Consider the following 23,940-nt stretch of genomic DNA (forward strand, 5'->3'; position numbering starts at 1 on the left):
AACTGGTGGTATTGGTGATGCGCTTGATCACATGACTATTATGCCATTAACACTGGCGTTAGGTGCATCCATTGCACTGGAAGGTTCTATTGCTGGTCCGTTTGTATTTTTCTTCTTATACCAAACTGCGCATTTCTTCGCTTACTTTGGGTTGATGTTCATGGGTTATAAAGCGGGTACCGCTGCCATGGTGAGCATGAGTGATACAACTGAAAAACTCGCAAAAGCTGCAAACATCATGGGTATCTTTGTGATTGGTGCGCTATCGGCGACATTCATTAAAGTTGAAACAACCCTGACGGCTGAACTTGGTGGGGCAAGTGTTGAATTACAAACGGCATTGTTCGATAAGATCATGCCAAATATTCTGCCGCTGGCACTGGTATTCTTTATGCTGAAGATGGTGAAAGGCACAGGCTTCTGGGCTAAACCACCGGTACTTATCTTCTCTACCTTAGCAGCTGGTGTTATTGGCCACGCTATCGGTATTCTGTAATATTTTGGGAGAAGTTTGTTTCTCCCAACTTTTAAGGGTTTGATTATGATTGGTATTGTAGTTTCGGGACACATTAACTTTGCATCCGGTGTTCAGTCAGCGGTACGCGCAATTGCGGGTGAGCAAGCGCAAATGAAATTTGTTGATTTTGTTGAGACGATGTCAACAGATGATCTAGAAGCGGAATTACGTGCAGCCGCTGCAGCAGTAAATAGCGGTGAAGGTGTGTTATTTCTTACCGATATTCCTGGTGGTTCACCGTCAAATCGCGCCTCTGCGATCATGATGGATACCCCATTAGTGGAAATAATTGCGGGTGCTAATTTACCCATGATAGCGAATGCGGCATTTGAACGTGATGACGTTGAATTAAGTGAATTGGTTGAGATTGTATTAGATATTGGTCACTCATGTATTAAAGATATGCGTAAAGAGTTAGAAGTGGCAATGGCTTCTATGACGGCTGATGAATGTGATGAAGAGGGTTTATAACATGCGTTTTGCGTTGGTAGCAGATGAAGTTTATACCCCGAATGGGATTGAGTTAAATCAGGTTGTTGTGGTGGAAGATGGCAAGATTGCCGAGATCACTACAACAGTGCCAACGGATTGTGAGGTTATTAACTTAGCGGGACAAACGTTGATGCCAGGCTTTGTTGATATTCATATTCATGGCCGTCACGGCCATGATGTGATGGATGCAACGGATGCAGCGCTTGATGGTATTGCCCAAGCATTACCTGCTACAGGTGTTACAGCGTGGGTTGGTACGACGGTGACAGCACCTTGGCAAGATATTATTACGTCGTTAACTAAAATGCGCAGTTATATTGAAGTTGGGCAAGACCAAGGCGCTGAGTTATTAGGCAGTTTCTTAGAAGGTCCTTATTTTACCGAACGCCACCGAGGCTCACATCCAAGTCGATTATTAAAGTCTCCTGAAGATGGTGAATTGGAACAATTAAAAGCGGTAGCTGGTGAATCATTGTTACGTGTGGCTATTGCACCAGAAGCCGATGATGCAATGGCATCCATTAAATGGTTAACAGACAACAATATTAAAACATCTGTGGCTCATACCAATGCCAATTTCGCTCAAGTGACAGAAGCATTCGAGCTTGGTGCTGATTGTGGTGTGCATTTATTTAATGGCATGAGTGGTTTACACCACCGTGAACCAGGCTGCTGTGGCGCGGTACTTTATCATGACATGTTAGCTGAAATTATTGCCGATGGTATTCATGTCAACCCCGTAATGATGCAGCTTGCATATCGGATGAAAGGCTATAAAAACATAGCGCTAATTACCGATTGTATGCGCGCTGGTGGACTTGAAGATGGTCCTTATCAGCTAGGTGCACAAATCGTCAATGTTAAAAATGGTGAAGCCCGTACTGAGGATGGTTCGCTCGCGGGTAGTACATGTAGTTTAGATCAAGCGGTTCGAAATATGGTATTCGCTTCAGGTGTTCCTGCATGGGAAGCTGTGCAAATGGCCAGCTCAGTACCGGCAAATTATTTAGGTTTAGCAGATCGTATCGGCTCTATTGTCGTGGGTATGGACGCTAGCTTTACAATCATGAATAAAGAATTACAAGTACAGAGCACCTTGATTAAAGGTATCTGGGCTTATCAAGCTTAAAGACACGGAGCGATTTTTATCGCAGAAGTAAGTAGTTAATCCTTAGGAGTCAGGCAGTGTTTGTTATGGCTTATAGTAAATAGTTAAGAGGTTTATTTAATGGAAATTCGTCAACCGATACATAGCGATCATGCAAAACAGCTAGACACAGCAGGTCTAAGAGAACAATTTTTAATTGAAGATATGTTCCAAGAAGGTCAAATCAACCTTACTTACAGTCATATCGACCGTATTATTGTGGGTGGGGTCGTACCAACAACTGCACCTGTCGCACTCGAAGGCGGTAAAGAGATCGGGGTTGATTTCTTTTTACAACGTCGTGAGCTAGGCGTGATTAACATTGGTGAAGCTGGCTCTGTTATTGTTGATGGCGTTACTTATGAAATTGCGGCGCGTGAAGCACTATACGTGGGTCAGGGCGCACAACAGATTCAATTTTTGAGTGCTAATGCTGAACAACCAGCACGCTTTTACCTAAACTGTGCGCCTGCACACATGGCTTACCCAACGCGTAAAATAACACGTGACGAAGCCTCTCCGGAAACACTGGGTAACCAAGAAAACTGTAATGTACGTACTATTTATAAATACCTGCACCCTGCCGTGCTACCAACTTGCCAGCTATTGATGGGCATGACTGAATTAGCACCGGGTAGTTTGTGGAATACGATGCCGTGTCATACGCATGAGCGTCGCATGGAAGTGTATCTGTATTTTGATATGAAAGATGACAATATCGCATTCCATTACATGGGCCAGCCACAAGAAACTCGTCACATTGTGGTTCGTAATGAACAAGCTGTGATCAGTCCAAGTTGGTCTATTCATTCTGGCGTCGGTACAGCAGCTTATACCTTTATCTGGGGCATGGTGGGTGAAAACCAAACATTCCACGATATGGATCATATCGCGATGAGCGATCTGAAATAAGTCGTACGGTTATTTATCTTTTTTACGGTAACCAGTGCGCAGAAACAGACGCGTGGGGTTACCGTCACTTTGTATTTAGGAAGTTGATATGAATTCTTTTGATTTATCAGGCAAGGTTGCCATCGTAACGGGTTGTAATACAGGTTTAGGTCAAGGCACTGCGATAGGCCTTGCACAAGCGGGTGCTGATATTGTCGGCGTGGGTCATCAACCAGCACCAGAAACACAAGCTAAAATTGAAGCGTTAGGTCGTAAATTTCATTACATCACGGCTAACTTAATGGAACAAGATCAAGTATCTAACATTGTTAGCGAAGCTGTCGAAGTAATGGGGCGTGTTGATATTTTAGTAAATAACGCCGGTATTATCCGTCGTGAAGACTTCTTAGAATTTTCTGAAAAGAACTGGGATGATGTGATCAGCATTAACCAAAAAACAGTATTTTTCCTATCACAAGCGGTTGCTAAGCAATGTGTGAAACAAGGTGAAGGCGGTAAGATCATTAATATCGCTTCAATGTTGTCTTTCCAAGGTGGTATTCGTGTACCGTCTTACACAGCAAGTAAATCTGCGGTGATGGGGCTAACACGTGCAATGGCGAATGAATTAGCACAGTACAACATCAACGTAAATGCAATTGCACCGGGTTATATGGCAACAGATAACACCGAAGCATTACGTGCTGATCCAGAGCGTAACGCAGCAATCTTAGAGCGTATTCCTGCTGATCGTTGGGGTACGCCTGAAGATCTGGCTGGTCCTGCGGTATTCCTTGCATCGAGTGCAAGTGATTATGTCAATGGTTACACAATCGCCGTTGACGGTGGTTGGTTAGCACGCTAAGGAGTCCGTTATGGCTTTTGGAACTAAACAACAAGTTTTAGATACAATGAAACGTGTCTATCGTTATCAAGCGGAAAATCAGACACGTAGTGTAGTACGCCGTAGTGGTAAAACGCGTTTCATTAAAGATACTGATTGGGAGCGAGGTGTATTTTGGTCTTGTTCGTCAGCAGCCTGGAAAGCAACGGATGATGCAGAATACCTTGAAGGTGTGATGAATTATGCACTGCACACCGGCTTTAGAACGGGCCCTAATGCACGTTTTGCGGATGATCATATTTGTTGTCAGGCATACCTTGATGTATACCCTGTGGTCGATCAAATAGAAGCGCTTGATTCTACGGTTAAAGCCTTAGATTTAATGGTTGATAATCCAGAACCAGGTCGTAAAGACTGGTGGTGGTGTGATTCACTATTTATGGCGCCGCCATCGTTTGCAGCCTTAACGCAGCAAACGGGAGACAGTAAATATCTCGATTATATGAATGTTGCTTTTTGGGATTCGGTTGAGCATTTATTTGATCCAGAAACGGGTCTTTTCTATCGTGACCACCGTTATATCCCTGATGGGAATGGCGGCGAATTACGTGAAGCAAATGGCGAAAAAGTATTCTGGAGCCGTGGCATCGGTTGGGTACTGGCATCTGTACCACGTTTGATGGCGCGCTTACCGGAAGACTTTGCTGATAAAGCCCGTTATTTAGACCTGTTTAAAAACCTGGCTGCGGAAGTGATTAAATATCAGCAAACAGATGGTTTCTGGCGCACGAGTTTATTGGATCCAGAAAACTTCCCAGCACCTGAAAGCAGCGCAACATCGCTGTTCTGCTATGGCCTGGCTTGGGGGATTAATAACGGTGAATTAGATCGCGAGACTTACTTACCGGTATTAGACAAAGCTTGGGCAGCACTGCAAACTGCTATCCACGATAATGGCATGATGGGGTGGGTACAATTACCTGCATTTAACCCACGCGACGTGAAGTTTGAGCACAACATCGATTACGGTGCTGGTGCCTTCTTACTCGCGGCAACAGAAGTTGCCCATTTAGCTGACTAATTACAGTTAAGTACACTTAATAAGTCCAGTTAATAAAGCTGATTAAACACTCTGTTTAGTCAGCTTTTTTTTTTGCCTTATGGTGGTGTTTTATTTGGAGGAATATGGATGAAATATAAATGTATCAGCTTATTATTGGGCTTAAGTCCGTTAGTAATGCATGCTCAACTTGCTGCAGAACAGGTAAATGTCTCGCGCTACTGGCAGCAGTTTTCTGAATCGCGCAGTGCAGACAGTGACTTGTATGATCCCGCCTCTAAGCACAAAGGTGATGCGGTATTAAATAACTTCTCCTATGTGGGTTACCAACGTGGTGAACAACCACTACCAAGCGGTAATATAGCTCCTAATGGTGCGACTTACAAAGTCTTCAATGTGACAGATTTCGGTGCCATTGCTAATGATGATAAAAGTGATAAAGCAGCTATTATCGCCGCGATTAAGCAAGCTGAACTTTATGTAGCAGGCGCCAAAAGCAGTTCAGCAGCAGATGCGCGGGCGGCTATTATCGCTTTTCCCGCCGGACGATTGCTGATTAATGAAGAGAGTGATGTGGCAGCACAGCAACTGATTAATATCACTACAAGTAATATCGTATTACGTGGTGCTGGGCAGGGTAAAACGGAACTGTTCATGCGCAAGCCTCTGTTGCCAAAAGATCCGCATAAAATGTGGTCAACACCACGGTTGATTAACTTTGTCTCGGCGAATAAAGGCTTGCCTGAACAACCTGTAATCGCCTCTGTAAGCTCTGCACATGTTGCCGGTAGTAGTAAGTCAATCGAATTGAATAAGCAGTATGTTGTCGGTGTCAATTTTAAGGTTGGTGATTGGGTTAAATTAGCGGCGACAGTAAAACGCGTCGATTATATTCAGGCTCAAGTAGCCCCCTATAAATTAGAAAATCGTTGGACTAAATTACGTAATGGACTAAACCTGCAAGAGTTGCATCAAATTAAAGCGATTAATGGTCAGCAAGTCGAGTTCTATAGCCCTATTCAAGTAGAAGTCGACCCACAGGATGATTGGCAGTTAAGCAAAATTAATATGCTGGAAAATGTCGGTTTAGAACATATGACAATTCGCGGAAATTGGCAGCATGAGTTTAAACATCATAAGTTAACCGATGATGGTCTGATCCATGATAGTGCCTGGAGCTTAGTGCAGTATCACCGTGTAGCCAATAGCTGGGCACAAGATCTAGAGTTGGTCGACTTTAATGCTGGTTTATCCTTAACTATTGCATCTAACTCGACACTAAAAAATATTCAGCTTAACGGCAATGCTGGACATTTATCTGTGCAGATGCAGTTTTCGTTTAATAACTTGTCGATGAATGTGACGGACAATTCTAATGCTTGGCATGCACCCGGTTTTTCGCATATGTCGTCATCAAATGTGCACTTTAAAACCAAGTTTAATGCTAATACATCATCAGACTTACACGGCGCACAACCGCGTTTGAACTTGTTTGATAATGTAACTGGTGGTTGGATTTATGGCCGCTGGGGTGCAGCAATCATGAATCAACCTAATCATCTGAAAGGACTGGTGTATTGGAATTATAACAATATCGGTCAGCCAGTGTCAGATTTTGAATTAATGCGTAAAGATAATTCGTTTGGGCGTATTATCATGCCGTATTTGATTGGCTTTCATGGCGCGCCAATTACCGTCAGTGATACCCAAGGTTATATGCAGTATGTCAATGATAAAGGCTATGCTAAGTATCCTGAGCCGGTTTTAGCTGTGCCTCAGGCGTATGTTGAGTCACTGGGGGAGTCTGTTTATCCACAATCGCTGTATCAAGCACAAGTAGAGCGTAGGTTAGGGTATTTACCGGAGTGGTTGAAATAAATTAGTTAAAATTATGTCGTAACACTTTAGTTTTACTATACCAATAAATAGAAAAGGGATAGCAAGTGCTATCCCTTTTTATTAGTCATTACTTAGTTGACTAATTATCTAGATTATTAATCTAACTAAAGTTTATTTAGCACGAACGCAAGAAACAAAACGGCCATTGACTGGGGCATTGTTACCTGAACCGCCAGCCTCGTAAAACAGTACTGAGTTAGTTTTACCTGTGCCATCTGTCGTAGCACTCCAATGTGCAGTGCTACCGCTATCACCATTTAATATCCGCCCTGTGGTTGGTGAGACTGTGTAATTTAGTTTCGGATTCGGTGTAGTACGGTCAATATAGGTACCTAAAAGACCGGCTTTTGGTGCATTATCGGCTTTGTTAATCGAGTTACTGAGTTTGATTAACGTATTATTTTTATCTGCATCCGCCATTGGTGGATTATTACCCTGGTCGACGTAACCATTTGCAACATAGCTACCATCGCTACGACTCACAGGTAAGTGCCAAACGTCATTTTCTGCTCCATCATAGAGATTTAAGCAAGAGTCAACCGCAGGGTAATCTGAGTTATTAAACGGTAGATTATCTGCTGGATCTTTTTCTGCGCGGTACACGGCCCACTCAATACCTGTTGCTGGCTTTGTGTAACGTGGATAAGCAACTGTGGCACCAAAACCAATTGCCGCATTATGGTGTGCTTCAGCTAACGTAATTGGACGATGATAAACCACTGTTCCAAAGGCTAGTTCACGTACTGGTTCAATACCACGTTTGGTCACATCTGCTTTATCATAATAAACACCACCAGTAACGGCGGCGGTTGCAGATGCAGTTAAAGTGATTGGTGTAACACCCGATTCAGTGAAAGTGATAGTTACAAACGCATCTTTACCAATATAATGAGCGCCATTGACAGTATTAGTATCAGCTGAGCCACTATCCATTGTGACGTGACCAGCTAACGAAGCTTGCGCCCAATCCGCATCGTCAATAATACCATTGCCATTACCACCGTTACCATTACCATCGTTAAAGTCATGGTCGATAGCGTTGTCAGGGTCTATGATTTTTTTATAGACTTCATCACCAATCAGGAATGTTTTTGCTGCGTCACCGGTGGTAACTAGGTTACGAGTTGTTGGAGTTATATCGCCAGCAGGACCTTGGATATTACTGACATCTACTTGCCACTCAATGGTCGGATTATTATAACCAGATACTTCTAGATTTAACTCTTTACCAAACTCTAGCGTTCCGCTTAAAACCACACCATAAACTGTCTCTGCTGCGCTACAATCTTCAGCGCCTGTTGGACTATCTACTGCTTTTGGCGTTACACAATATGTCAGACTTTTATTATAATGTTCTGCCGCTAGGGTTAAATCACATTGGCTACCAGTGGTGCAAGTAACACCGGCAATCACCACGTTATCAGCTTTCCAAACTGCAGTTGAGTCATCTGGTGAGCTAGATCCTGATGCTGTATAAGCATAACTACCACCAAGCACATCACCAACTTCGGGATAAGTCACACCACCTTTATCAATGGCGTCTAAAACAATGGTCGGAACGTCGCCAACAGGTGCGGTAACATCGTTAATTGCATCTGAAGGGACTGGGTCACCTGCAGTTGGAGTACCTGTACCTGCCACTGGAGTCACGGTGAAGATAATAGTTTTACCTACATCGCTACCTTGTAAAGAATAGGTTTTAGTTGTTGAAACTTCAGAACCATCACTCGTCCAACTAAATGTCGAGTTACTTTCAAGATCACCGTCCGCATCAGCATAACTATAATCTGCGGTCAGTGTTGAACCGACAGTATGCTCACCTGTGATCGTTGGCTTGGTTGCGGTTGGTGGATCACCTGCGAGTGCTAATACTGCTGCTGATGCTGCACAGACTTCATCCCCGATTAATGGTGAGTTATCTATGTTATCTGGATTGGTTGATACGGGGGTAACACAAAATTCGATGATTTTAGTTTCTTGCTGATTGGTCAGCATTAATGTTTGCAGTGTTGCATCTGCGATGTCATTACCGTCTTGAGTCCAGCGGAAGGTTGATATACCTTCAGGATCACCTTCTGGATCACTGTAGTCATAATCGCCTGTGAGCAGATCGCCTACCGTCGGTGTCGAGTTATCAAGCGCAACGTTATTAACCTCAGGTTTACTGCCATTACCCGCTTCGATAAGGGTTGGTGTCGAGCATTTCGTTTCGCCTGTGGTATTACTGCTGCCTGTTGCTTTTGGTGTGACACAAAAATACAGCGATTTATTTAATTCACTGTCTGCTAATAGTAAAGTACGTTGATTACCTATGCTGAGGTCATTGCTCAGGTCTTGATCACCATCATCAACTCGCCAATCGTAACCACTTGCGCCCTCAGTACGAGGTGAGAAGTTGGGATCAATAAATTTATATCCACCTGTTAACGTTGAACCGACATAGCTATCTCCAGAAATAACTACATTTGAGGCGATAGGTATAACATAAGGGTTACCGTTATTATTGTTATTCTCTTGCTCAGTATTTTCATCATTACAACCTGTGAGTGCGGCACTAATCGCTAACGCAATAGCGCAATACTTGAATGTATTCTTCATGATTCCTACCCAATATTATTTCATCTGTGAATTAATTGTTTCAAGGAATAGAGAAAGTAAATTCGCCAGACCTTTCTTTTGCTTTCTTTTTCTTTCTGTATGAAGATTTAAGAGTTAAATGAAACAAAAATCAACCAAATTATACTATTTATTGATGGGTTTGTGACCTGTGCTTTGTTGTGTAAATATATGTAAGTACGGTAATTTGTCGTAAGTGATTGATTTTGATTGTCAATATTGATTGATTTATATTTTAACATCTTTTTTCTATAATAATTGAAAAGTTCAATATTAAATAAACATTTTTGTCACTTACCTACTAATTTCTTTGTTTGCTTTCGATTACTTGGGGGTTGCTCACAGAAATTTAACCATAAATGATTAAAATCAACCTCATTGAAAATCCAAGTAAACCTATGAGTTTTAATGTTAGGGAGTCGTAAAACGTCATGAAATCTGATTTTGTTAAAATATCTGGCAGCGTAGTATCTGTTGGACTATTAAGTTTGGTATTGCCCTTCGCGGCAAGTGCAGCAAAAATTAATGCCACGTTAAGCCATGAGTCCGGTGATTATGGTTCTGATTACAATTATTCAGGGCCTAGATTTGATATGACGATAAATCCTGACGGTTCAAATTGGTATTATAGTTTGGGCTATCGTGATCGTGAGCATGAGTCTGACCAGACCTATAAGCGTGCCGATGTCGATATTGCTTACCGTTTTCGTTTTGATGGCGGTTGGGTCCAACCCAGTATTAATCTGCGTAAAGATACCACTATGTATAACTCTGGTACGCGCATTGTGTTAGAAAAATACATGGCAGAAACCAAGTATCTGTATTCTTTTAATGACAGTTGGGGAATTTGGGGCGAGGTACAATTTAGTTTAGATAAACAAACATCAGATAAATTTAATGATTCCCCAGATAGTAATATGCAAAGTAATTATCTGTCATGGGAAATTGAACCGGGTGTACGTTATTACTTTGCTAATAGCTCACGATTAACAGTGTCTTATTATAATGTTGGTCAGCGCAGTGATAAGGGAGATACCTGGGGATTGACGGATGACAAATCGAGCCAACAAGCACGTATCTATTATTATTGGAAAATGCCATTCGGCTTAAGTTTCTCTCCTTATATTCGTTTACCACTTGGCTATGGCGATACGTCAGCTTGGTATGACAGCGCTTCCTTCGACCACACGAAAACCATGAGTAAAACCTCTCGTTATGCATTACAACTGGCCTACCCATTGACTGATACCTTCCAATTACAAGCTGAATATTATATTGAAGATACCGAATATAAAGAGGGTTTCAATATGGGCAAAGAGGATGGGCAAGCTAAATATCTGAAATTCGGTGTGCGCGCTGCATTTTAGGCTGTTTTGCTAAGTTTTTTACCTATTTATTTTGAGAGTGATGATGTATATAAATCCAAAATTTAAACCCGGTTTGTTATCTGTGTTAGTTGCTTCCTATCTGTTTGTGCCACAAATTACTTTTGCGCAGACAGACTGTGTGGATATTAATGAGTGTATTAATGTACTAGCAACGAATGAAATTAATGTTCAACTGGACAATGGTCTAGTTTTTTCTGGTGGTAACTTTGGTACAAATAATATTGCCAACGATATTTTAGTTGCAACCGATGGCGCCAGCGGGATTCATGTTACCAATGATGCGACGTTTACAGGTAATCTTAATACTAAGGGTCATGACGTAATAAGCTCTAATGGTACGGGGATATTAATTGAGGGGGATTTTGTTCAAAGTAATCCGACTAACCCTAATTTAGGCATATATATTCAAGATGATTCGACAGTCAGCGGGGCGGTAAATGCCATCGACTTTAGTGGTAGTAGCTCTTCAATGCGGATTGATGTTGAAGGTACGATTGACGGTAATATTGTTGGTAATGGCGTTGAAGGTAACAAAATAAACTTTGCGAATAATTATGGTGCAACAGATGCGACCTTTGACGGGCAAAGTATCACAGGTGTCGATAAAATTGAAAATCACGGTAACCTAACAGTAATCGCCCAAGTTTCAACCATAGTTTGGGATGCAAATTATACCAATAAAGATAACGCTACCATGACCTTTAAGGTCGGTGAGCAGAGCAATCTAGATGATCCATTATTACTGGTTACGGGTCAGACTACATTTGGCAGTGATAGCCAAGTAACTTTCTCTTATACCGGTAGTAATGTTAATGATATTTTAGGGCAAAACATTGTATTGCTCGAATCTGAAGGCGGTATCAAGAACGGAGAGAATGTTACTGTCGGATCTGATACTCCTGCAGGTAGTGGTTCATCATTAGATGCTTCGCCGTTATTAGTGGTTGATGAGTCTTGGCTAGGAACCTCTGGTCCTGAGTTTAACGGTGGGGTATCAGATGATCAACTGATTGTACGTTATGCGGTAAATTATGACGGCGCGGATGAATTTGTCAGCTTAGTTGCCGAGGGCGGTGGTACCAATAATGAAATTGCAACTGCAAACTATATGGTTAACTCTGCACTGAATGAGCATAACAGCACAGGGTCTGATGCGTCAGCTGAATTGTTAGCGTTATTAGCTTCATCGGGAACCGATGCAGAACAGACTGCCCAATTAGCGAATGAAATAACGCCGGACGCGGAAGGTAGTGAACTACGCGCAGCATTAATGGTTGTGGATAAAATGCGTGGTCAAGTTGATGATCGTACTAATATTTTACGTAATCAAAGTGCATTAGGTACGGCAAATAATGGCTGGAATGCGTGGAGTCATTTGCTCTATAGCAATGGTTCACAAGATAGCTCTGCGACAATGAATGGATACTCGTTAAGTACTTATGGTATCAATGTTGGTTTTGACCGGGTATTTGATAAACAGCGTTTAATCGGTGCATCTTTGGCTTACGCACGTTCAACAGCTGATATTAACGGCAGCAACAATACCAATGAAGTCGATAGTTTCCAAGGCATGGTATATGGCGGCTGGTTTGATGATACTTACTTTATTGATGGCAATATTAATATTGGGCGTAATAGCAATACCAGCGAACGTACCATTGGCGGTGCAACTGGTTATGAAGGTGATATCCACGCAAAAGCAGAATACAACTCGATGCAAGTTGGTTATCAACTAATCGCGGGTATGAAATTTGATTTGAAAGCGGTGCAGTTCGAGCCACGTATTGCTTATAATTATCAATGGATCCGTACCGCTGATTATGAAGAACATGGATCTCCTGCAAGCCTACGCTATGACCGTCAAGACTACAGCACGGCACAATTAGGCTTAGGTTATAACATGTTTACCACGTTTAAGGTGGATCAGGGGATATTCACGCCCTCATTTATTGTGATGGCTTATAAAGACCTCAATAGTGATGAAGTGTTCCGTGAAAGTGCCACATTAGTGATGGATCCTTTGGGTGATAGCATTGTCGTTGAAGGCGATCAAGTGGGCGGTGATATGATTGAAATTAAGCTAAATGGTCATCTCGCAATGGAGAATAACTTTAGTCTTGCAGCAGGTGTTAATTATTACCAACGTGATGATTATAGTGAATTTGTTGTTGGTATTACGACTACTAAACGCTTCTAATCTGATTGCTTATGGGGGCGACTCCATAAGCTTCATGCTTTCTTGTAAGGTTACTCCATGCAAACACCAATGAAATTAAAACAAATATCTTTAAGCATAATCATAGCGCTCGGGTTGACTGCTTGTGCGGATATGCAGCAAGTTCGGGCTATCGAAGAAAAGTCGAGTACAGTTCCTATTATGGAGTCGGTGATCCTGCCTCTGAATTCTGAACTGGTTGATGAAAATATTACAGCACGTCAAGGTTCCACGCTGAGTATGAGTGATCGCCGATATATTATGGGATCTCGCTCGCTGCAATGGGATTGGAGTGCTGGCAGTGCTTTTGTTATTAAACAGCCGATAAACCTGATCACTGATGCTCAAGCACGTAAAGCTTGGGGACGTAGTAGTACCCAAGTATTGTCATTCTGGATTTACAATGAAACGGCGGTTGATGATGATGTTATCGTCGACTTGGGGCGTGGTTTAACGGGGACAACCTCTGCAGATGCAGGCTTTTCGGTGAATATGAACTTTACTGGTTGGCGTGCCGTCGGCGTATCACTAGCGAATGATATCCAAGGCCGTGAAGTAGAAGGCATCGCACCAACAGACAGTAGTGACGGTGAAGGGTTGGGGAGTAGTAGTTTCGCTGGTGGTGTACGCAGTGATATGGATTCAATCCGTTTTACTGCGCCACGCGGTGTTGATAATGGTACTTTCTACATTGATCGAGTGATGTTATCTGTCGATGATGCGCGTTATCAATGGTCTGACGATCAAGTTAAAACCCGTTATGACATTCCTGAAATTGATTTTAATTTACCACGACACCCAGTTATAGCGACAACGGAAGAGATTGCTGCTGCGGCATCAATTGAAAAATCATTAGTGGATGTGTTTACCAATATTAGTGCTGATCGCGGGCTTAAAGTGAATGGTGAACTGACATCGTTACGTAAAGCGTTTACAGCACTAAACATAAAGCGTGATAGCTTGGGGAATTTATCTGGTCGCCATATTATTACCGGAAAACAGAAGATTATTTATCAGCCTGAATTTATGAAAGCGGAAGATAAACCGCTATTTGCGGAATACGTCACTCTCGCTGATTATTCGTCATTATTATTCAATATCGGTCGCGTTTGGAACAACTCGCAAGACACTGCAGTGAAACAAGAACTTGAAGATATGTATGTGTTAATGACAGAGCATATTCTGGACCAAGGTTATGTTGACGGTAGCTCTTTAGTGACAACTCACCATTGGGGTTACAGTTCTCGCTGGTGGTATATTTCAGCGATGTTAATGTCAGATGTATTAACTGAGCACGAATTACGTAAACCGATTTTTGATGCTTTGCTGTGGTATTCGCGCGAATTTAAAGCTAACTTTGACATGAAACCGGGTCCAGAAAGTTCTGATCTGGATTATTTTAATACGCTATCACGTCAACATTTAGCATTGTTAATGCTCGAACCCGATATTAATCGCCGTGTTGCACTATTACAAAAATTCGGTTCTTATATTGATTTAGCGTTATCACAAACACCACCCGGTGGTTATGATGGTTTACGCCCCGACGGCACCGCATGGCGACATGAAGGTAACTATCCTGGCTACTCATTCCCAGCTTTCAAAAATGCTGCACAATTAGTGTATATGCTAAATGGCACGCCTTATGAAGTGGGTGAAAAAGGGCGCCAAGCGCTGAAAAAAGCCATGATGTCAGCGTGGGTTTATAGCAATCCTGAAGTCGGATTAGGTTTATCTGGCAGACACCCATTAAATCCGCCTAAATTAGCAGTATTTCAAGATTCATTTCGTTGGTTAGCACTGTCTGGCGATCTTTCTGGTGATGGTAAAATCGATCATGAACTTGCCGCAGCGTATTTACAAATAACCGGTAAAACCGCCGCTCAGTCGGTGGCGTTATTTGGTGAACGTGTGGAACCGAAAACCTTACCGCAAGGGTATTGGGCATTTAATGGTGGGGCCTTTGGTATTCACCGCTACCAAGACAAGATGGTGACAATGAAGGCTTATAACAGTAATGTTTGGTCGTCAGAAATTTATTATCGTAATAACCGTTACGGTCGTTATCAAAGTCATGGTGCAGTACAGATTGTACCTTACGGTAAGCAAGCTGAGATTGGTTTTGTTGAAGCGGGTTGGGATTGGAATCGAAATCCCGGCGCCACGACAATACATTTACCATTAGAGCAACTTGAAAGTCCGAATACCCATACCTTGATGTTACGTGGTAACCAAGCATTTAGTGGCGCATCAAGTTTAGATGGTAAATATGGTATGTTTGCGTTTAAACACCAAGCGCCATCAATGGCGAAATTTGACAGTAGTTTCTCAATGCTTAAAACGACCTTCTCGGTGAATAATCGTGTGGTGATGCTAGGCAGTAATATCGAGAGCAGTAGTGATGGCTTTAATACTGAAACGACACTGTTCCAGCATGCGATCACGCCTAAGTCGAACAGTATATGGGTGAACGGCACTGAAATTGATGCCTTCCCTTATCAAGCGGCACTGACGAAAGGCGATTGGCTAATTGACGGTCAAGGCAATGGTTATGTGCTAGTCAGTGATGGCGAACTTGAAGTACGCCGTCAGCATCAAAAATCAGCGCATAATCAAAGTAAAAAACCAACTGAAGGTGACTTTACTGTTGCTTGGCTAAATCATGGTGATGCTCCGGATGATGCTGATTATGAGTACTTAACCATACTCGATGCGACGCCGGAATCGATGGCGCGTATTGCACTAGAAGTAAGCGCGGGTAACAAGCCTTATCAAGTATTACAAAAAGATGATAATGCTCATGTTATTTATGATAACGAAACCAAAACAACCGCGTATAGCGCTTTCTCTAGCAGCAGTTTTGCAGAAGGTTTGGTTGTTAGCATGTCAAAACCATCTATTGTCATGACCCGACAAGTGAGTGAAGACATTATTAACATCAGTGGCGTGACACCTGATTTGAATATGACGCGTTATACCGCGGCTAAGCCAACGAATGTACCTGTTGTTATTCAAGGTCGTTGGGAGGTTATGACCGAAAATGATCAGGTTGCAGTGAGTGTATCAGGTGATAATACATCTTTAACATTTGTAAGTTACTTTGGTATTCCCCAGCAAGTGACGCTCAAAAAGCAAAAATAACGATAACCATCAACAATGTGGGGTCGGTTGCTACCTGCCCCACACTTCATACTTAGATCCTGTATTTCTACGCTGTTCGATTAATTTAATCCCCTCTTTAGCTACAAGATGAAATACTTTGTGATCTAGCTCTATTTATTTTTGCCGGCTTTCGAATAGTATTGATTGAAAGTATTCGAAAGATTTTGTTTTCGTTACCTGCGCTGTGAAATATGAATCAAGTGTCTTAATTCGTTGTGGCAGTTTGATAGCACGATAATGAAGGTATTACCGTTGAGTAAGGGTCTGATGAAAAAACATAAAAAAATAGCCATTATTGGTGAATGCATGATTGAGTTGAGCGGTAAGCCGTTTGAATCTCAACAACAGAACTTTGGTGGTGATTCACTTAATACTGCAGTTTATCTCTCGCGCTTACAGCCGAGTGTTTCAGTGCAATATATGACAGGCTTAGGTGTTGACCAATATAGTCAATCGATGCTCTCTGCTTGGCGTAATGAAGGAATAGATACCAGCTTAGTAACCTTAGATGAAACGAAGATCCCAGGATTGTATGCCATTGCGATTGATGCAACTGGCGAGCGTACATTTAGTTATTGGCGCAATGATTCTGCAGCACGTTATATGTGTGAACATGCACAGTTTGAGCTGAACATGGCCAGCTTAGTTGATGCCGATCTGATCTATCTATCGGGTATTTCGTTAGCCATTTTGCCTGATAGTAGTAAGCTAAAATTATTGGCGTCATTAGCTACGTTAAAGCAAGCTGGGGTTAAAATCGCAGTTGACTCTAATTACCGTCCACGATTATGGCAAAGCCCTGCACATGCTCAGCAGTGGCTAGATAAACTCTATCAGTTGAGTGATATAGCGCTGGTAACAGGGGATGATGAAGACCTGCTGTTAGGCACTCAAAATACTGAGGCGACAGTTATAGCGAAACGTTTGCATAACTTTGGTATTGAACAGGTTGTGGTGAAGCTAGGCAGTGCAGGTGCGATGTGGTCACATGCAGGTCAACAAGGCACAGTTACAACAAATAAAATAGAGCTGGTTGTTGATACCACAGCGGCTGGCGATTCATTTAACGCGGCGTATCTTGCTGCTTGGTGTGCAGAACAGTCAATGGCGGATTGCTGTGACTGGGGCAATGGTCTTGCTGGTCAAGTCATTCAATATAAAGGCGCTGTAATACCGACAGAATTTATGCAACATTTAATTACTAGAATGAGAATTGAAAATGATAAATAATGAATTAATTGATAAATTATCAGCATTGGCTGTAATGCCTGTTATCCAAATTGAAAATGCAGATGACGCAGTAAAGTTAGTCGAAGTATTATCTGAGAACGGCTTGCCTGCAGCAGAAATTACGTTCCGTAGCGCTGCCGCTGCTGAATCTATTCGTCGCATCCGCGCAGCTTTCCCTGATGTGATTTTATGCGCTGGTACAATATTAACAATTGCACAAGTTGATGAAGCCGTAGCTGCGGGTGCCGATTTTATTATTAGTCCTGGGTTTAATCCAACAACAGTGAATTACTGTATTGAAAATGGCATTAAAATTATCCCTGGTATTAATAACCCAAGTCAAATTGAGCAAGCATTAGAGCTTGGTATTAACGTGGTTAAATTCTTCCCTGCAGAAGCATCGGGTGGCGTTAATATGGTAAAAGCATTAGTTGGACCTTATAGCCAAATTAAACTTATGCCAACAGGCGGTATCAAACCATCGAATGTAATGGAATACCTTGCTGTACCACAAGTTGTTGCGTGTGGCGGTAGCTGGATCGCAACGACTGCGGCTATTCGTGACCATGACTGGGATACGATTGCGAAGAATGCGGTTGATACTTGCAAGCTGGTTAAAGCATAAGGTGGCATGATGAACCCTCAAATTGAAAAACACGTTGCGGTATTATTAGCTGACGGATTTGAAGAAGGTGAAGCGGTTGTTTTCATTGATATCATGCGTCGTTTAGACATTAAAGTTGATGTACTTTCTTGTATGGAAACAACGGCATTAGAGACGTATTTTGAAACCCGTATCAGTGCAGACTATACGCTTGCTGAAAAACAAGCGCAGACTTATGATGCGATCATGATGCCTGGAGGACCGAAAGGTACAGACAATTTATCTGCAAATTCGATGGTGATTGACTTTATTAAGCGTCACATGAAAGAAGATAAATATATTTGTGCATTATGCTCGTCGGGTGCGAAGGTTCTGGCTGCAAATAACCTATTGGGTAAACATAAATATACCACGGGTGGCGGTTTGCATAAGAAATTTGCAGATGGTCAATTTGTGGATAAAAAAGTGGTTGTTGACGGTCAATTCATCTCAGGCAAAGGTCTGGGGGTGAGTTTTGATTTTGCCTTTACTGTCGCTAAAATGGTACTTGCAGAGAACCAAGAAAAAGTTTACTGGCAAGCAGACCATATCTATCTAGACACCGAATTTTAACTACTTAATTAACAATTTTCAGGGTTAATTAAGTACTAATCATACTCCAATAAGTTAAAGCCTAAACCTATGTTTAGGCTTTTTTATTGGTTAATTTAGCTGTTATCTTACGTGCGGATTGGTTCTTTTTTGATGACCGATCGTTGACGTTGGTCCATGCCCAGGGAAGAATACGGTTTCTTCTGGTAATGTCCATAACTGGCCTTTGATCGCCGTCATTAAGGTATTAAAGCAGCCTTGTGGAAAATCAGTACGACCTATAGATCCACTGAATAATACATCACCGACAATAACTTGTTTAGTCTCTACGTGATTAAATACCACATGACCAGGAGTATGCCCTGGTGTGTGGAGTGCAGTTAATTGCTGGTTACCAAATGTAATGATATCGCCGTGTTCTAGCCAGCGCTGTGGTTCAAATGGCGGTACTTCTGGAAAACCAAACATTTGTCCTTGCATCGGTAATTGATCTAACCAAAATTTGTCGGCAATATGTGGGCCTTCAATTGATACCTGTAATGCTTCTGCAAGAGCTTCAGTGCCGCCAACGTGATCCATATGACCATGGGTTAGCAAGATCTTCTCTACTTCTACACCGTGTTTTTTTACTTGGCTAAGAATCTTATCAATGTCCCCACCGGGGTCAACGATCGCGGCTTTCTTGGTTTCAGGGCAGATTAATAGACTGCAATTTTGTTCAAAAGGCGTAACTGGAATGACTTTAACTTGCATTGCTTATCTCTCTTGGCTAGATAGTCGTGTTTGTTTAGCTATATATAGTTGCGCTAGTTTACCGATTTGTAAGACAAGAGTATATGGTCTAAGTTGTTACGGTATTGTTAAGTTATGATCTGGGTCAAAACAGATTTTTGACTGCTAGTTATCATAACCATTGTTATTTCTATCCTGTTAACGGAATTATTATGTATCCATTATTGCTGAAAGCGCATCTTGCGTTACTCTTGATTAGCTTGTTAAGTTTTGCATTACGTACATTTTGGGCGATTAAAGGTTCAGAATATATTAACAATGTAATTTTATTTAAGATCCATAAAGTGCTGAACTTAGTGCTTATTTTGTCTGGTTTTGCGTTGTGCGTGGCGATTAATCAATATCCATTTATTGATGCTTGGGTCACAGAGAAGTTCGTGCTGTTATTTGTTTACGTTGGCTTTGCGATGTTAGCGTTTAAACCTAAGATGAATTTAAAAATACGCCAGTTCTGCATCGCGGTGACGATGTTATTTTTTGTGACTATTTTTTATATCGCTAAAACTAAAGTGGCGATATTTATCTAGCGGCTGAATTTTGTTGTCGAGGGATATCGATCATGCATAAGAATAATGGCACCTGTTTAGGTGCCATTTTTATTGAGGTGTGGTTGTGCTGTTATTTATACTGAGGTTTTAACCTGACTTTTAGCGGCTTTTTTCTTGCTCACGAAATGATGGCCAAGTACCGAGGTAAATAATAGCCATGCGAGTATTAATAACGGGGTATTACCATAACGGTTAAACGGTGTTGTGCCTTGATAAGGTGCTACTTGTGCGCGTAATACTGCTTTTTCGAATTGCGGTATGCGGCCAAGTTCTTGACCTTGAGCATCGTATATCGCGGTAATACCGGTATTGGTACTGCGGATCACCGGGCGTTGGAATTCAAATGCCCGCATACGTGCGATCTCTAAATGTTGATTAGGACCAATCGAAGTACCAAACCAAGCATCGTTACTTACCGTTAAAATAAAGCCGGTATCAGGCGTTACCGTTTTCACTAAGGTTTGGTTGAACGCAATTTCATAGCAAATTGCGGTGGCAATATGGACATTACTGGCGGCTAAGTTTAATTGTTCTTCACCACCACGCTGGAATGAGGACATAGGCAAGTTGAAGAGTGGTGCTATGGGTCTTAACAGATCTTCAAATGGCACGAACTCACCAATCGGTAACAATTTATTCTTGTAATAACGGTCATTCACTGGCGAGTGATTGGCATCTTGTTCGGGTTGGCCCAGTACGATCACCGCATTGTAATATTCATCGATATCGTCCACACGTTGGTAGTTAATAATACCGGTAATAAGCGTGGTATTCGTTTCGCGCATTAATTCTGCTACATAATCTAAATAGCTTTTAATTTGAAATTCTAATGCTGGAATAGCCGACTCTGGCCAGATGATAATATCAGCATCGGTATTATCTAAACTGAGCGTTAAGTATTCATTGAGAATATCCGCGCGTTTTTCTGGTAACCATTTTTCATCTTGATCGGTATTACCTTGTACTAAGGCTATTGATTTAACGGCTTCTGGTGTGGTCCATTGCAGGCCTTTTAAAGACATGGCTGAGCTCACGATAATAGCAACCACAATCACAGGTAGCACGAACTTACGTTCACGGAAAGCATAGTATAAGCTGGCGGTAATTAAGCAGACTGCGAGTGTGATGCCTTCAACACCGAGTATTGGCGCGAAACTAACGAGTGGGTTATCCATTTGGCTATAACCAAACTGTAGCCATGGAAAGCCGGTCATCACCCAACCGCGTAACCAATCGGTAATTAACCACATTGCCGGGAAAGCCACAAAGTAGCGCAGTAATGATGAGTGTGAGGTAAAGCGATTAAGCAGATACGCGCAAAGTGCTGGGTATATAGCAAGATAAGCACATAATAGTACGACCAGTAATACCGCCACTGGGATTGGTAACCCACCAAAGTCTAAGATACTGACAGCAACCCAATGGATGCCGGCAATGAAGAAACCGAGTCCCCACAGAAAACCATATCCAGCGGCGTGTTTTGCTGATTTATTGTCGAGAATAAAGAGTAGGCAAAATAATGAAACGTATAAGCTAATGCTGTAATCAAACGGGGCAAAAGCAAACACGCTAAGTGCGCCAGTCAGTGGCGCACTTATTTTATGAATCAGTGATTTGATAGGTTATTCCTTGGTGCGATTTACAGCGACAAGCGGAGTAACCTGTCACTGTGACGGTTAAGCGGATTCAGCTAAGCGATCCTGCTGTGCTTCAGGTACCTTCACTTGCAATTGAATGATACGACGGCGGTCAGCAGAAATGACTTTAAATTGGAAACCGTCAACAGTGATGATTTCACCTTGCTCTGGTAAATGACCAAATGCATGGGCAATCATACCGCCAATGGTATCCACTTCGTCATCGTTAAAGCTTGATGAGAAGTAATCATTAAAATCATCAACGGGTGTTAATGCTTGTACTGAGAATACACTTTTATTAATACGACGAATATCTTCTTGTGCTGACTCGTCTTCATCGAATTCGTCTTCAATCTCACCAACGATCTCTTCGAGAATATCTTCAATGGTAACAAGGCCTGATACACCACCAAATTCATCGACCACAACGGCCATATGATAGCGTTCAGAACGGAACTCTTTGAGGAGTTTATCAACACGTTTACTTTCTGGTACAACAACTGCTGGGCGTAATATTGATGACAATTCAAAATCATCTGATTTTCCAGCAAACACAAATTTAAGCAGATCTTTGGCTAACAAGATCCCTTCAATATGATCTTTATCTTCATTGACGACTGGAAAGCGCGAGTGCGCAGAGTCAATCATAATCGGTAAAAATTGATCTACCCCTTGGCTCTTATCGATAGTAATCATCTGTGAGCGTGGGATCATAATGTCGCGTACTTTCAGTCCTGAGACTTCGAGCACACCTTCAATCATATCCTTTGTGTCCTGATCGATCAGTTCGCGATTTTCTGCATCCTGGATAACTTCTACAAGCTCTTCTCTGTTTTTCGGCTCACCTTGGAATAATTGAGAGAATTTCTCAAAAAAACCTTTTTTTGATGAACCGCTTGTCGAGTGAGGTTTGTCGTCGTTCATAGTTTGTTGTACCTAAGTTAAGTAAGGTTAATGGTATTAATATTACTTTTCAGTAATATAGGGGTCTTCAAATTCGAGTTTTAGCATAATTTCGGTTTCTAAAGCTTCCATTTCGTCGGCTTCTTCATCGATAATATGATCATAGCCGAGTAAATGTAAAGTTCCATGAATAACCATGTGCGCCCAATGTGCGGTCAGCGGCTTTTGTTGTTCAAGCGCTTCACGCTCAACAACTTGTTTGCAGATGATTAAATCACCAAGCAGGTCTAATTCAATGCCTTCTGGAACTTCGAATGGAAACGACAGTACGTTAGTAGGTTTGTCTTTGCCACGGTAATCGCTATTTAATTGTTGGCTTTCTGCGTTGTCAACAATGCGTATAGTCACTTCGGCGCTCTCTTGAAACAGTTTAACCGCCGCATTTAGCCAAGTTGTAAATTGCAGTTCTGTTGGTAATTGCTGTTCATCTTCAGTCGCAATCTGTAAATCTAACGTGGTAGTCATTGGTCTTTATCCTTACGGGCAATGCTATTTTCAAAATTTTCATAAGCATCGACAATTTTTGCTACAACAGGGTGGCGCACCACATCATTGGAAATGAAAGTATTAAAACTAATGTCGGTTACTGGTTCAAGTACAGCCATTGCATGGCGCAAGCCAGAGGTAATGTGTTTGGGTAAATCGACTTGAGTTATATCGCCAGTTATTACCGTTTTGGAATTAAAGCCAATACGGGTTAAAAACATTTTCATTTGTTCAATGGTGGTGTTTTGGCTCTCATCTAAAATAATAAATGCATCATTGAGTGTACGACCACGCATATAGGCAAGTGGTGCAATTTCTATGACATTACGCTCAATTAAACGTTCCACTTTTTCAAAACCTAGCATCTCAAATAACGCGTCATATAATGGCCGTAAGTAAGGGTCAACTTTCTGGCTTAAATCGCCTGGTAGAAAACCTAACTTTTCGCCAGCTTCAACAGCGGGGCGAGTCAGTAATATACGACGCACTTCTTGACGTTCTAACGCATCCACGGCAGCGGCTACAGCTAGATAGGTTTTACCTGTACCTGCAGGGCCAATACCAAAGGTAATATCATGGGTTAAAATATTGGCAATGTAATTGGCTTGATTGTCACCACGCGGTTTAATTGTGCCGCGTTTGGTTTTAATCACAGTATCAAAGCTGGCTACTTGCTGTTTTGATTCCGGTTCAGGGTCGAGCAATCGGCATGCCTGGATTGCTAAGTGGATCTTTTCGGGCTCAATGTCAGTTACTTGGCCTTTTACTGGCTGGGTTTCAACATAAAGGTCACGAAGAATATCCATGCAACTGTGGGCATTAACTGGATTACCGGTAATATGGAATTGATTATTTTGA

The 23,940-nt window shown here is 42.0% G+C and carries 20 protein-coding genes; 14 read left to right on the top strand and 6 right to left on the bottom strand.

The annotated features are described in order from the left end of the window. The 7 genes from QNK26_RS15385 to QNK26_RS15415 all read left to right on the top strand — a co-directional run. On the top strand, positions 1-496 hold a 496-nt coding region (locus QNK26_RS15385; protein ID WP_319224702.1), incomplete at its 5' end, for a PTS system mannose/fructose/sorbose family transporter subunit IID. A gap of 45 nt (positions 497-541) precedes the next feature. Next, positions 542-988, top strand: a complete 447-nt coding sequence (gene agaF, locus QNK26_RS15390; RefSeq protein WP_319224704.1) for a PTS galactosamine/N-acetylgalactosamine transporter subunit IIA — start codon at positions 542-544, stop codon at positions 986-988. Between the two features lies 1 nt (position 989). Next, complete coding sequence (gene nagA / locus QNK26_RS15395; RefSeq protein WP_319224706.1) at positions 990-2,138, top strand: N-acetylglucosamine-6-phosphate deacetylase; 1,149 nt, start codon at positions 990-992, stop codon at positions 2,136-2,138. A gap of 99 nt (positions 2,139-2,237) precedes the next feature. After that, positions 2,238-3,068, top strand: coding sequence for a 5-dehydro-4-deoxy-D-glucuronate isomerase (kduI, locus tag QNK26_RS15400; protein ID WP_319224709.1), 831 nt, complete (start codon positions 2,238-2,240; stop codon positions 3,066-3,068). A gap of 88 nt (positions 3,069-3,156) precedes the next feature. Continuing rightward, on the top strand, positions 3,157-3,912 hold the full coding sequence (gene kduD / locus QNK26_RS15405; protein WP_319224711.1) for a 2-dehydro-3-deoxy-D-gluconate 5-dehydrogenase KduD: 756 nt from the start codon (positions 3,157-3,159) through the stop codon (positions 3,910-3,912). Positions 3,913-3,922: 10 nt separating this feature from the next. Next, the gene (locus QNK26_RS15410) at positions 3,923-4,972 is read left to right on the top strand and encodes a glycoside hydrolase family 105 protein (RefSeq protein ID WP_319224715.1); all 1,050 of its coding nucleotides are present in this window, start codon (positions 3,923-3,925) and stop codon (positions 4,970-4,972) included. Between the two features lie 108 nt (positions 4,973-5,080). Next, positions 5,081-6,829, top strand: a complete 1,749-nt coding sequence (locus tag QNK26_RS15415) for a DUF4955 domain-containing protein (RefSeq protein ID WP_319224717.1) — start codon at positions 5,081-5,083, stop codon at positions 6,827-6,829. Positions 6,830-6,961: 132 nt separating this feature from the next. On the opposite strand, the gene QNK26_RS15420 is transcribed toward QNK26_RS15415, so the two are convergent. Beyond that, positions 6,962-9,448 carry a hypothetical protein gene (locus QNK26_RS15420; protein WP_319224719.1) on the bottom strand — a complete coding sequence of 829 codons (2,487 nt, stop codon included), beginning with the start codon at positions 9,446-9,448 and terminating at the stop codon, positions 6,962-6,964. A 449-nt stretch (positions 9,449-9,897) separates the two neighbouring features. Here QNK26_RS15420 and QNK26_RS15425 point away from each other — a divergent pair, with 449 nt between their 5' ends. The 6 genes from QNK26_RS15425 to QNK26_RS15450 all read left to right on the top strand — a co-directional run bounded on the left by QNK26_RS15425 (position 9,898) and on the right by QNK26_RS15450 (position 18,677). Further along, on the top strand, positions 9,898-10,833 hold the full coding sequence (locus QNK26_RS15425) for an outer membrane beta-barrel protein (protein WP_319224721.1): 936 nt from the start codon (positions 9,898-9,900) through the stop codon (positions 10,831-10,833). 40 nt (positions 10,834-10,873) lie between these two features. Next, on the top strand, positions 10,874-13,051 hold the full coding sequence (locus QNK26_RS15430; RefSeq protein WP_319224724.1) for an autotransporter domain-containing protein: 2,178 nt from the start codon (positions 10,874-10,876) through the stop codon (positions 13,049-13,051). Positions 13,052-13,108: 57 nt separating this feature from the next. Then, entirely contained in the window at positions 13,109-16,210 is a 3,102-nt protein-coding gene (locus QNK26_RS15435) for a chondroitinase family polysaccharide lyase (RefSeq protein ID WP_319224726.1), read from the top strand. A gap of 288 nt (positions 16,211-16,498) precedes the next feature. Then, complete coding sequence (locus QNK26_RS15440; protein ID WP_319224728.1) at positions 16,499-17,461, top strand: sugar kinase; 963 nt, start codon at positions 16,499-16,501, stop codon at positions 17,459-17,461. Further along, the gene (locus QNK26_RS15445; RefSeq protein ID WP_319224729.1) at positions 17,451-18,086 is read left to right on the top strand and encodes a bifunctional 4-hydroxy-2-oxoglutarate aldolase/2-dehydro-3-deoxy-phosphogluconate aldolase; all 636 of its coding nucleotides are present in this window, start codon (positions 17,451-17,453) and stop codon (positions 18,084-18,086) included. Before QNK26_RS15440 ends, QNK26_RS15445 begins: the two co-directional genes overlap by 11 nt. Positions 18,087-18,092: 6 nt before the next feature. Next, positions 18,093-18,677, top strand: coding sequence for a DJ-1/PfpI family protein (locus tag QNK26_RS15450; RefSeq protein ID WP_319224731.1), 585 nt, complete (start codon positions 18,093-18,095; stop codon positions 18,675-18,677). A gap of 102 nt (positions 18,678-18,779) precedes the next feature. On the opposite strand, the gene QNK26_RS15455 is transcribed toward QNK26_RS15450, so the two are convergent. Continuing rightward, the gene (locus QNK26_RS15455; RefSeq protein WP_319224733.1) at positions 18,780-19,409 is read right to left on the bottom strand and encodes an MBL fold metallo-hydrolase; all 630 of its coding nucleotides are present in this window, start codon (positions 19,407-19,409) and stop codon (positions 18,780-18,782) included. 191 nt (positions 19,410-19,600) lie between these two features. Between QNK26_RS15455 and QNK26_RS15460 the strand changes: the two genes are divergently transcribed. Next, a complete protein-coding gene (locus tag QNK26_RS15460) occupies positions 19,601-19,975 on the top strand; it encodes a SirB2 family protein (protein ID WP_319224735.1) in 375 nt (124 codons plus the stop codon). Positions 19,976-20,070: 95 nt separating this feature from the next. Here QNK26_RS15460 and lnt read toward each other — a convergent pair whose 3' ends face one another. From lnt to QNK26_RS15480, 4 genes are all read right to left on the bottom strand, one after another. Continuing rightward, entirely contained in the window at positions 20,071-21,564 is a 1,494-nt protein-coding gene (gene lnt, locus QNK26_RS15465; protein WP_319224737.1) for an apolipoprotein N-acyltransferase, read from the bottom strand. Between the two features lie 108 nt (positions 21,565-21,672). Next, positions 21,673-22,557, bottom strand: coding sequence for a CNNM family magnesium/cobalt transport protein CorC (gene corC, locus QNK26_RS15470; RefSeq protein ID WP_319224740.1), 885 nt, complete (start codon positions 22,555-22,557; stop codon positions 21,673-21,675). Positions 22,558-22,599: 42 nt separating this feature from the next. Further along, positions 22,600-23,061 (bottom strand): rRNA maturation RNase YbeY, encoded by a 462-nt coding sequence (gene ybeY / locus QNK26_RS15475; protein ID WP_319224743.1) that lies wholly within the window; start codon positions 23,059-23,061, stop codon positions 22,600-22,602. Further along, positions 23,058-23,940, bottom strand: an 883-nt coding sequence (locus QNK26_RS15480) for a PhoH family protein (RefSeq protein ID WP_319224745.1), incomplete at its 5' end; no start/stop codon positions are given. The genes ybeY and QNK26_RS15480, both read right to left, overlap by 4 nt.

Source organism: Moritella sp., assembly GCF_033791185.1.
GTDB lineage: Bacteria > Pseudomonadota > Gammaproteobacteria > Enterobacterales > Moritellaceae > Moritella.

Bases quoted from the DNA above. Each gene is read 5' to 3' on its own strand.
- agaF (WP_319224704.1), top strand. From the start codon at position 542: ATGATTGGTATTGTAGTTTCGGGACACATTAACTTTGCATCCGGTGTT.
- nagA (WP_319224706.1), top strand. From the start codon at position 990: ATGCGTTTTGCGTTGGTAGCAGATGAAGTTTATACCCCGAATGGGATT.
- kduI (WP_319224709.1), top strand. From the start codon at position 2,238: ATGGAAATTCGTCAACCGATACATAGCGATCATGCAAAACAGCTAGAC.
- kduD (WP_319224711.1), top strand. From the start codon at position 3,157: ATGAATTCTTTTGATTTATCAGGCAAGGTTGCCATCGTAACGGGTTGT.
- QNK26_RS15410 (WP_319224715.1), top strand. From the start codon at position 3,923: ATGGCTTTTGGAACTAAACAACAAGTTTTAGATACAATGAAACGTGTC.
- QNK26_RS15415 (WP_319224717.1), top strand. From the start codon at position 5,081: ATGAAATATAAATGTATCAGCTTATTATTGGGCTTAAGTCCGTTAGTA.
- QNK26_RS15420 (WP_319224719.1), bottom strand. From the start codon at position 9,448: ATGAAGAATACATTCAAGTATTGCGCTATTGCGTTAGCGATTAGTGCC.
- QNK26_RS15425 (WP_319224721.1), top strand. From the start codon at position 9,898: ATGAAATCTGATTTTGTTAAAATATCTGGCAGCGTAGTATCTGTTGGA.
- QNK26_RS15430 (WP_319224724.1), top strand. From the start codon at position 10,874: ATGATGTATATAAATCCAAAATTTAAACCCGGTTTGTTATCTGTGTTA.
- QNK26_RS15435 (WP_319224726.1), top strand. From the start codon at position 13,109: ATGCAAACACCAATGAAATTAAAACAAATATCTTTAAGCATAATCATA.
- QNK26_RS15440 (WP_319224728.1), top strand. From the start codon at position 16,499: ATGAAAAAACATAAAAAAATAGCCATTATTGGTGAATGCATGATTGAG.
- QNK26_RS15445 (WP_319224729.1), top strand. From the start codon at position 17,451: ATGATAAATAATGAATTAATTGATAAATTATCAGCATTGGCTGTAATG.
- QNK26_RS15450 (WP_319224731.1), top strand. From the start codon at position 18,093: ATGATGAACCCTCAAATTGAAAAACACGTTGCGGTATTATTAGCTGAC.
- QNK26_RS15455 (WP_319224733.1), bottom strand. From the start codon at position 19,409: ATGCAAGTTAAAGTCATTCCAGTTACGCCTTTTGAACAAAATTGCAGT.
- QNK26_RS15460 (WP_319224735.1), top strand. From the start codon at position 19,601: ATGTATCCATTATTGCTGAAAGCGCATCTTGCGTTACTCTTGATTAGC.
- corC (WP_319224740.1), bottom strand. From the start codon at position 22,557: ATGAACGACGACAAACCTCACTCGACAAGCGGTTCATCAAAAAAAGGT.
- ybeY (WP_319224743.1), bottom strand. From the start codon at position 23,061: ATGACTACCACGTTAGATTTACAGATTGCGACTGAAGATGAACAGCAA.